We start from the raw sequence: 8,931 nt of genomic DNA, 5'->3' as shown, positions 1-8,931 counted from the left end.
CCGCAGCCGGCGGCCGCCAGCCGCGAGGGCGCGGGCGCGCCACCCGCGCGGCCGTAGGCTCGTGGTCGTGGCCCTGCCGGACCTGACCCCCGCCAGCCAGGACTACCTGAAGGCGGTGTGGACGGCGCAGGAGTGGACGGACGAGCCCGTCACCACCTCGATGCTCGCCGAGCGGCTGGGGTTCTCCCGCTCCACCGTCTCCGAGGCGGTCCGCAGGCTCACCGACCAGGGGTTGCTGGTGCACGCCCCCTACGGCTCCATCGCGCTCAGCGACGCCGGCCGGGCCGCGGCGGTGGCGATGGTGCGCCGGCACCGGCTCATCGAGACGTTCCTCGTGGACTACCTCGGCTACGGCTGGGACGAGGTCCACGACGAGGCGGAGGTCATCGAGCACGCCGTCAGCGACACGTTCGTCGACCGCCTCGCCGCCCGGCTGGGGGACCCGCAGCGCGACCCGCACGGCGACCCCATCCCGCGCGGCGACGGCACCTTCCCCGGGCTGGCGGCGGTGCGGCTGGACGAGGCCGGCACCCGTCGCGCGCTGCGGGTGGCGCGGGTCTCCGACGCCGAGCCGGACCTGCTGCGCCACCTGGCGGGGCTGGGGGTGGTGCTCGACGCGGAGCTGACCGTCGTGGAGCACCGCGCCTTCGCCGGGGTGCTGGCCGTCGAGCTCGCCGGCCGGGCGGTGGACCTCGGCCTGCCGGCGGCCCGGGCGATCTGGGTGGTCGAGGCGGCGCGCTGAGCCGGGCGGCCGCCGCCCCGAGGACCGGACCGGTGCCGACCCGGCGGGTGGCGGTCACGCCGGCGCCGACCGGGCGGGCGGCGGCGGTGTTCCGCGACGGCGGGCGGTCCACGTCGGCTCACGGCGCGTGAGCGCGGCACGCGGTGGTCCACCGGTTCACCTCGTGGTCGACCCCTCGTCACCCGGGGGGCGCCAGAACGTCCGGCGACGTCCCTAGGTTCCGCGCGGCGCCGCCGGGCGCCTGCGACCGAAGGAGCAGCATGCGAGGACGTACGAGGGCCACCATCGCCGCGGTGGTGGCCGTGGTGGCCGTGGGCGGGACCACCACGGTCGCCGCCGAGGCGAAGCCGGGCCGCGGCGACAAGGAGATCCGCAACGTCATCTACCTGCTGGGTGACGGCATGGGCCGCACCCACGTGACCGCCGGCCGGGAGCGCTTCTACGGCACCGACGGCCGGCTCACCATGGAGCAGCTGCCGGTCGTCGGCCAGGTCAGCACCTACTCGGTCCAGCCGGGCTCGGGTCAGCCCGGCGCCGCGGACTTCGTGCCCAACGCCGTCACCGACTCCGCCTCCGCCGCCACGGCGTGGGCCTCCGGCGTCAAGACGTACAACGCGGCGCTCGGCGTGGACGCCAAGGGTGCCGTCGTGCCGACCGTCATGGAGCTGGCCAAGCAGGCCGGCTACCGCACGGGCAACGTCTCCACCGCCGAGGTCACCGACGCCACCCCCGCCGGCCAGATGAGCCACGCGCTCGCCCGCGGCTGCCAGGGCCCGGTGTACTCCGCGGCGGCCTGCCAGAACGCCGAGGTCGTCGGCTCCGAGCTGCCCACCAGCGACGTGCGCGTCACCCCGATCGCCGACCAGATCGCGCGCAACGGCACCGCGGACGTCATCTTCGGCGGCGGCCTGGCCCGCTTCGACGCCGACGACGAGACCGCGCTGGAGGAGCAGGGCTACCTCGTCCTGGGCTCCCCGGCGACGCAGACCGTGGCCACCGAGACCGACCTGGCCGCCGCGCGCAACGACAAGATCTTCGGCCTGTTCAACACCGGGAACCTGACGATCGAGAAGTACAAGCAGGAGAACCCCGCGTCGGCGCAGGCCGCCGAGCCCACCCTGGCCGAGATGACCCGCAAGGCCATCGACGTGCTGCACTCCAGCACCTGGGGCAAGGACAAGGGCTTCTACCTGCAGATCGAGGGCGCGCTCATCGACAAGCGCTCGCACGCCAACGACGCCGCGCAGACGCTGGAGGAGGTCAAGGCGTTCGACGACGCCGTGGCCGCCGCGCGCGCATACGCCGAGCGCGACGGGCACACCCTGGTCGTCGTGACCGCCGACCACGAGTGCGCCGGCTTCAGCATCGTCGAGAAGGGCACGTTCACCAACGCCGAGGCCACGACGCCGCCGGCGAACGCCGACACCGGCAACCCGGCCAACACCTCCGCGCTGACCCGCGCGACGGGCGGCGAGCTCGACCCGGCCCGCTCCACCGGCATCCTCAACGCCCCCGGTGCCACCGAGGTGGACAACTTCGCGCCCGCGACCTTCCGCACCCCCGACGACCCCGAGGGCGTGACGGACGGCTCGGAGGACGCCAGCCTCTGGCTGACGTACCTGTCGGGCAACCACACCGGCGCCGACGTGCCGCTGTACGCCTACGGCCCCCGCTCGCAGGAGCTGGCCGGCAGCATCGACAACACCGATCTGTTCGACGTCGTGACCCGCGCCCTCGGCGTCGCCCGCTGACGCGTCGGTGCTCCCCGCCGGGGTCCGGGCGCAGCGCCCGGACCCCGGTCCCACCGCACCACCCGAGATCCGCACCACCCGAGATCCGCACCACCCGAGATCCGCACCACCCGAACGGGAGCCCCACCGTGAGAAAGCGCGTCGTCCTGGGGGTCGCCGCCGCGACCGCCGCCCTCTGCTGCGCCGCCGGAGCCACCGCGGTCCTCGCGGGCGGGGAGGCCGACGTGCCGCCGGCGTCCGCCGCCGCCCGGACCTCGTTCCCCGGCCTGGTGCCCGCCGCGGGTGAGCCGACCCTGGCGAGCCTGGCCACGACCCGCCCCGCGCCCGGCGGCGTCGTGCAGGCGAGCGGCCCGTTCGACGACCGCTTCCGGTTCGACGACCTCACCTTCGACGGCGCGGCGGTGCACGGGCGCGCCACCGTCACCAGCGACGTCAGCGAGCTGCTGGAGTTCCAGGCGCAGGCCGGCTTCTACGACGCCGAGGGCCGCCTGCTCGGCACCGCGAGCTACGTGCACCACCTCGGCGAGCACACCCACGACGAAGCGGCCTCCGCCGGGGAGCACCCCGAGGAGGGCGAGGAGTTCACGATCGCCGTGCCCGAGCAGTTCCGCGCCACCGCCGTGGCGGCCGCCATCGGCGTGCCGGTCCTCGTGAACGAGTAGCGCTCGCCCCCGCGGCGCGGGTCCGGGCAGACTCCTCGCCCATGGGTCCCGCACCGCTGTCCCGCCCCGAGATCGACGCCGCCCTGGGTTCGCTGCCGGACTGGCGGCTGCGCGCCTACGCGCTGCACGCGGTGTACGCCTTCGACACCTCGGCGACGGCGATCGCGTTCCTGGCCGACGTCGGCGCCGCGGCCGAGGCGGCCGACCACCACCCCGACGTGGACTGGCGCTACCGGCACGTCTTCTGCGCCTCGACGACGCACTGCGCCGGCAACCGGGTCACCGCGCGGGACACGGCCCTGGCCGCGCGGATCGGCGAGCTGGCCGCCGCCCGGGGCGGGCGGCCCGAACCCGCCCTGGTGCGGGGCGTGGAGATCGCCGTGGACTGCACCGATCCGGCGGCGCTGGAACCGGTGTGGGCGGCGGCGCTGGGGTACCGCCGCGGCGAGGGGGGCGACCTCGTCGACCCCTGGCGGCGCGGCCCGTCCGTGTGGTTCCAGCGGACCGCCACGCCGGCGGCCTCCCGGCTGCACGTCGACGCCCACGTGGCCGCCGGGGAGGCGGAGGCGGTCCTGCAGCGGGTGCGCGCCGCCGGGGCCGCGCTCACCGACGAGCGCTTCGCCCCGGCCTGGTGGGTGCTCGGCGACGGCGACGGCAACCGGCTGTGCCTGTGCACCCCCGCGCCGCGACCGGACGACGGCGGCCGGGCTCCTGCCGGCGGGGGACCGGCACCCGGCGCCTGAGGCCTGGCCCGGGGGAGACGTTCCCGGGTTCCCCGGCGCCGGGCTGCGGACGCCCGGGCTCGCCCGGCGCCGCCCGGGCGTGGACACTGGGGCCGTGCCGGCCGCGGTCCGGCACGGGAGGGGGTACCCGTGGGTTTCCGGTTCTCGATGTCCACGCCGCTGTGGCCGGCGGGGCGGTGCACCGTCACGACCACCGGGTCGGGCAGGACCACCTGGACGTTCACGGCGCCCGGTGTCAGGGTCTCCGCCTCGCTGCCCCAGGCCCCGCCCGCGGCGCGCGGCGGCCGGCGCCGCACCGGCGGTGCCCGCCGCTCCGGCACCCGCCGCTGACCCCGACGGGGGTGCTCCGCCGGGGGTTCCCGCGGTCCGGGGCGTCCGGTTGGATCGGGCCATGGCCGGACTCGCCCGTTTCAAGGACCTCTGCCTCGACGCCCGCGACCACCAGGCGCTCGCCGACTGGTGGTGCCGGTTCCTCGGCTACGTGCGCCGCGACGACGAGCGCGACCCCGCCTGGCCGGTGCCGATCGTGGACGCCACCGGTCTCGGCCCGCTGATCTGGATCGTGCCCGTGCCCGAACCCAAGACGGTGAAGAACCGCATGCACGTCGACGTGTCCGGCCGCACCGACGAGCTCCTCGCGGCGGGTGCGACGCTGGTGCTGGCCAGGGGCGAGGACCGCGGGTGGGACGTGCTCGCCGACCCGGAGGGCAACGAGTTCTGCGTGTTCGAGCCCGAGGGCTGAGCGCCCGCGGCCCCGGCGGCCGCGGGCGCCTGCCGGTCAGCGCCCCCCGGTCAGCGCCCCCCGGTGAGGTTGCGGCTGCGCTGCTGCCGGCCCGGACCGCCGTAGGGGTAGTCCGCCGGCTGCGGGTCGCTGGCGGCGTCGAGCCGGTCCAGCTCCTCCTCGCCCAGCTCCACGTCCGCCGCGCCCAGGTTGTCCACCAGCTGCTCGGTCGTGCGCGCGCCGAGGATGACGGAGGACACCACCGGCTGCGCCGCCAGCCACGCCAGCGCCACCTGCGCCATCGTCGCGCCGCGCTCCTGCGCGATCGACTGGACGGCGTCGATGACGTCCCACGTGCGCTGCTGGGCGTTGCGCCGCGCGTAGGCCTCCACGCCTCGCTCCGGGTCCTCGCCCAGGCGCGTGGCACCCGTGGGCTGGTTGTCGCGGGTGTACTTGCCCGACAGCCACCCACCGCCGAGCGGGGACCACGGCAGCAGGCCCAGGCCGTTCTCCTCGCAGGCGGGGACGACCTCCCACTCCGTCTCGCGGACCAGCAGGTTGTACTGCGGCTGCAACGTGACCGGGCGCAGCAGGCCGAGGGCGTCGGCGGTGGAGACCGCCTTCTGCACCTGCCAGCCCGTGAAGTTGGACAGGCCGTAGTAGTGCACCTTGCCGGCCCGCACGAAGTCGTCGAGCGCGCGCAGCGTCTCCTCCAGCGGCGTCCACGGGTCCCACGCGTGCACCTGGTACAGGTCGACGGCCTCCACCCCGAGGCGGCGCAGCGAGGCGTCCAGCGCCCGCGCCAGGTGGCGGCGGGACAACCCGACGCCGTTGGGTTCGCCGCTGGTGGGGAAGCGGCCCTTGGTGGCCAGCACCACGCGCTCGGTGACCTCGGCGGGCCGCTGCGCCAGCCAGGAGCCGATGATCTCCTCCGACACCCCGCCGTTGTAGACGTCGGCGGTGTCCACGAGGGTCCCGCCGGCCTCGACGAACCGGTCGAGCTGCGCGAAGGCGCCCTCGCGGTCGGTCTCCTTGCCGAACGTCATCGTGCCGAGCGCCAGGTGCGAGACGCTGCAGCCGCTGCCGCCGAGGGTCCTGTGCTCCACAGTGCGTTCCTCCGTGTCGGGATGCCCCCGGCCGGCGCGGCCACCGGGCGTCCTCATCCTCGCCGCGGCCCGGGAGGGTGACCACCTCGGAGCCTGGCCCCGCTGGTGCCACCCGCACCGCGGGGCGCACGGCCGGCCGCGGCGGCCCTCACGCCAGCGGCAGCGGCACGACCTCGCCGGTGGCCCGGCCGTCGGGGTGCAGCAGCCGGCCCATGCGCTTGCGGGTGCGCAGCACCACCGACGCGTCCGCGATCCCACCGGCGGGCAGCAGCCGCTCCAACCACGCGTGCGTGCGCGCCAGGTCGGCCACCGAGCCGGTCCAGGCGGTGACGACGAGGTCCGCCGGTCCGGTCAGCGACAGGCAGGAGCGGACCCGCTGCTCCCGCCGCACCTGCGCCACGACCGCGTCGACCTGCGGCCCGGGCACCCGGCACCACCACGTCGCGCACACCGGCCAGCGGGTGAGGACCTGCGCCACGTCGCAGCGCAGCACCAGGGCGCCGGAGCGCAGCAGCACGCCCAGGTGGCGGCGCAGCGTGGAGGCCGTGCGACCGGTGCGGGCGGCGAGCTCCACCGCGCGGAGGCGGCCGTCGCGGGCCAGCTCGGCGGCCAGCGGCGCGAAGACCGCCGACGTGACGTCCACCGCCCCTGCAGGCGCCCCGGCGGGCGCCCCGGCGGCCAGCGCCCGGACGGCGCGCCGCTGCGCGGTGTCCAGGGCGTCCAGCCGCCACGTGCTGCCCTCCACGTGCACCCGGGAGACGACGTGGGTGCGCAGCGACGTGACGCCGGGCAGCCGGGCCAGCTCGTCGAGCACCAGCGCCGCCACGGCCGGGAAGGAGGGCGCCGCCACGGTGAGGAGCAGGTCGCGGCCGCGGGCGGCGTGCTCCACGGTGACGACCGCGGGCGTGGCGTCCAGCGCGGCGCACACCGCGTCCAGGAACCGGGCGTCGCAGTCGAGCTCGACGAGGGCGGTGACCGCCCCGGCCGACAGGGCCGCCAGCGGGTAGCCGGTCACCCACGCCAGCCCGGCACCGGACAACCGCTCCCAGCGGCGGGCCAGCGCACCGGCGGAGGAGCCGAGGACGGGCGCCAGCGACGCCCAGGGCGCGCGGGGGTGCAGCTGCAGGGCGTGCACGAGCGCGAGGTCGGCCTCGGAGAACTCGTGCTGCACGATCTCGCACCCCGGGAGGGTCTGGACGGTCGTATCCGCCGATGCTAGGCCGGTGGCGGGCGGACCTCCCACACTCGCCGGTGTGGCGCCACCCGCCGGTGGGGGGCGCCCGGACCGAGAGGGGGACCGGTGGACCTCGTGGACGACGCCCGGGCTCTGCAGCCCGACCTCGTGCGGCTGCGCCGCACCCTGCACCGCACCCCGGAGCTGGGCCTGCAGCTGCCCCGCACCCAGGAGGCCGTGCTGGCCGCGCTCGCAGGCCTGCCCCTGGAGGTCTCCACGGGCACCACGAGCACGTCGGTGACCGCGGTCCTGCGGGGTGGGCGCCGGCCGGTCGACGGCGCGCCGGCGCGCACCGTCCTGCTGCGGGCGGACATGGACGCGCTGCCCGTCGTGGAGGAGGGCGCCGGCGGTGACGACGTGCCGGTGGCCGCCAACGGTGCGATGCACGCCTGCGGGCACGACCTGCACACCGCCGCCCTCGTCGGTGCCGCGCACCTGCTCGGCGCGCACCGCGACGGACTCGCCGGCGACGTCGTGCTCATGTTCCAGCCGGGGGAGGAGGGCCACGACGGGGCCGCCGCGATGATCGCCGAGGGTGTCCTCGACGCCGCCGGCCGCCGCGCCGACCACGCCTACGCCCTGCACGTGTTCTCCAACGTGCTGCCCACCGGTGTCGTCGCCAGCCGCCCCGGCACGGTGCTGGCGGCCTCCGCCGGTCTGCGCGTCACCGTCCGCGGCGCCGGCGGCCACGGCTCCAGCCCGCACGCGGCCAAGGACCCCGTCGTCGCCGCCGCGGAGATGATCACGTCGCTGCAGACGATGGTCACCCGCACGTTCGACGTCTTCGACCCCGTCGTCGTCACCGTCGGGGTCCTCGCCGCCGGCAGCGCCCGCAACGTCATCCCCGACACCGCGACGTTCGAGGCCACCGTGCGGTCCTTCTCCGCCGCGGCGGGGGAACGGCTGCGCGTCGCGGTCCCGCGGGTGCTGCGCGGCGTCGCCGCCGCCCACGACGTGGACGTCGAGGTGGAGTTCGCCGCCGAGTACCCGCCCACCGTGAACGACGCCGCGGAGGTGGGTTTCGCGGCGGGCGTGGTGCGCGAGCTGTTCGGCGAGGAGCGCTACCTCGACGCCCCCCGGCCGGTGAGCGGCTCGGAGGACTTCTCCCGCGTCCTGCAGCAGGTGCCCGGGGCGTTCCTCGGTCTCGGCGCGTGCCCACCCGGCCTGGACCCGGCCACGGCGCCGATGAACCACTCCCCGCGCGCCAGGTTCGACGAGCGGGTCCTGGCCGACGCCGCCGCCCTGCACGCCGGCCTCGCCCTGGCCCGGCTCGGCGGCGCGTCGTGAGCTCCCCGGTGCCGGTGACCGGCACCGCCGCGCGAGCCGTCGCGCCGCAGTCGCGCCGGCACACCCTCGTCGGCGTCGGCGCCGGCAACGCGATGGAGTGGTTCGACTGGAACGTCTACGCCACCTTCTCCGTCTTCTTCGCCTCCCAGTTCTTCGCCAGCGGTGACGCGCGCGCCGACGTGCTGCGGACCCTGGCGGTCTTCGCGGTCGGTTTCGTGGCGCGCCCCGTCGGCGGGTTCCTCTTCGGCTGGCTGGCCGACCGGCGCGGCCGCAAGCTGTCGATGAGCGCCGCCGTGGCCACGGCGGCCGGCGGCAGCCTCGTCATCGGCCTCACCCCGACGTACGGGTCCATCGGGGTCCTGGCGCCCGTGCTGCTCGTGCTGGCGCGGCTGGCGCAGGGCCTGGCGCACGGCGGTGAGCTGCCCGCGGCGCAGACGTACGTGGCGGAGATGGCGCCCGCCGCACGCCGGGGCCTGTGGTCCAGCCTCATCTACGTCTCCGGCACGGTCGGCGTCATCACCGGTACCGTGCTCGCCGCCGTGCTGGCCGGGGTGCTCACCGAGGAGCAGATGACCTCCTTCGGCTGGCGGGTGCCCTTCCTGCTCGGCGGCGTCTTCGGCCTCTACGCGCTGCTGATGCGGCTGCGGATGGCGGAGACCCCCGTCTTCGCGGGTGCCGACCCCCG

The 8,931-nt window shown here is 76.4% G+C and carries 10 protein-coding genes; 8 read left to right on the top strand and 2 right to left on the bottom strand.

The window, feature by feature from the left end:
* The first annotated feature begins 61 nt into the window (after nt 1–61).
* The 6 genes from ABEB16_RS15625 to ABEB16_RS15600 all read left to right on the top strand — a co-directional run bounded on the left by ABEB16_RS15625 (nt 62) and on the right by ABEB16_RS15600 (nt 4,640).
* Nucleotides 62–742, top strand: a complete 681-nt coding sequence (locus ABEB16_RS15625; protein ID WP_425560215.1) for a metal-dependent transcriptional regulator — start codon at nt 62–64, stop codon at nt 740–742.
* 260 nt (nt 743–1,002) lie between these two features.
* Nucleotides 1,003–2,493: an alkaline phosphatase gene (locus ABEB16_RS15620; protein ID WP_345713148.1), complete on the top strand. Its 1,491-nt coding sequence runs from the start codon at nt 1,003–1,005 to the stop codon at nt 2,491–2,493.
* 128 nt (nt 2,494–2,621) lie between these two features.
* Complete coding sequence (locus tag ABEB16_RS15615) at nt 2,622–3,155, top strand: hypothetical protein (RefSeq protein WP_345713147.1); 534 nt, start codon at nt 2,622–2,624, stop codon at nt 3,153–3,155.
* 41 nt (nt 3,156–3,196) lie between these two features.
* Nucleotides 3,197–3,898: a 4a-hydroxytetrahydrobiopterin dehydratase gene (locus ABEB16_RS15610; protein ID WP_345713146.1), complete on the top strand. Its 702-nt coding sequence runs from the start codon at nt 3,197–3,199 to the stop codon at nt 3,896–3,898.
* Between the two features lie 129 nt (nt 3,899–4,027).
* Nucleotides 4,028–4,228, top strand: a complete 201-nt coding sequence (locus tag ABEB16_RS15605; RefSeq protein ID WP_345713145.1) for a hypothetical protein — start codon at nt 4,028–4,030, stop codon at nt 4,226–4,228.
* 61 nt (nt 4,229–4,289) lie between these two features.
* Nucleotides 4,290–4,640: a VOC family protein gene (locus ABEB16_RS15600; RefSeq protein WP_345713144.1), complete on the top strand. Its 351-nt coding sequence runs from the start codon at nt 4,290–4,292 to the stop codon at nt 4,638–4,640.
* Nucleotides 4,641–4,690: 50 nt separating this feature from the next.
* Here the strand turns inward: ABEB16_RS15600 and ABEB16_RS15595 are convergent, their stop codons facing one another.
* Together ABEB16_RS15595 and ABEB16_RS15590 are read right to left on the bottom strand one after the other, a co-directional pair.
* Complete coding sequence (locus tag ABEB16_RS15595; RefSeq protein ID WP_345713143.1) at nt 4,691–5,725, bottom strand: aldo/keto reductase; 1,035 nt, start codon at nt 5,723–5,725, stop codon at nt 4,691–4,693.
* A 148-nt stretch (nt 5,726–5,873) separates the two neighbouring features.
* Entirely contained in the window at nt 5,874–6,896 is a 1,023-nt protein-coding gene (locus tag ABEB16_RS15590; protein WP_345713142.1) for an Lrp/AsnC family transcriptional regulator, read from the bottom strand.
* A 129-nt stretch (nt 6,897–7,025) separates the two neighbouring features.
* On the opposite strand from ABEB16_RS15590, the gene ABEB16_RS15585 reads away from it, so the two are divergent.
* Together ABEB16_RS15585 and ABEB16_RS15580 are read left to right on the top strand one after the other, a co-directional pair.
* Nucleotides 7,026–8,246 carry a M20 metallopeptidase family protein gene (locus ABEB16_RS15585; protein WP_345713141.1) on the top strand — a complete coding sequence of 407 codons (1,221 nt, stop codon included), beginning with the start codon at nt 7,026–7,028 and terminating at the stop codon, nt 8,244–8,246.
* A 92-nt stretch (nt 8,247–8,338) separates the two neighbouring features.
* Nucleotides 8,339–8,931: MFS transporter (locus ABEB16_RS15580; protein WP_425560214.1), on the top strand; the 593-nt coding region annotated here is incomplete at its 3' end.

It is taken from the genome of Kineococcus glutinatus (assembly GCF_039542765.1).
Lineage (GTDB): Bacteria > Actinomycetota > Actinomycetes > Actinomycetales > Kineococcaceae > Kineococcus_A > Kineococcus_A glutinatus.
This window is presented reverse-complemented; position numbering and strand designations above follow the sequence as displayed.

Excerpts from the sequence above, each read along its gene's own strand:
- ABEB16_RS15610 (WP_345713146.1), top strand. The coding sequence starts at position 3,197 with ATGGGTCCCGCACCGCTGTCCCGCCCCGAGATCGACGCCGCCCTGGGT.
- ABEB16_RS15620 (WP_345713148.1), top strand. The coding sequence starts at position 1,003 with ATGCGAGGACGTACGAGGGCCACCATCGCCGCGGTGGTGGCCGTGGTG.
- ABEB16_RS15600 (WP_345713144.1), top strand. The coding sequence starts at position 4,290 with ATGGCCGGACTCGCCCGTTTCAAGGACCTCTGCCTCGACGCCCGCGAC.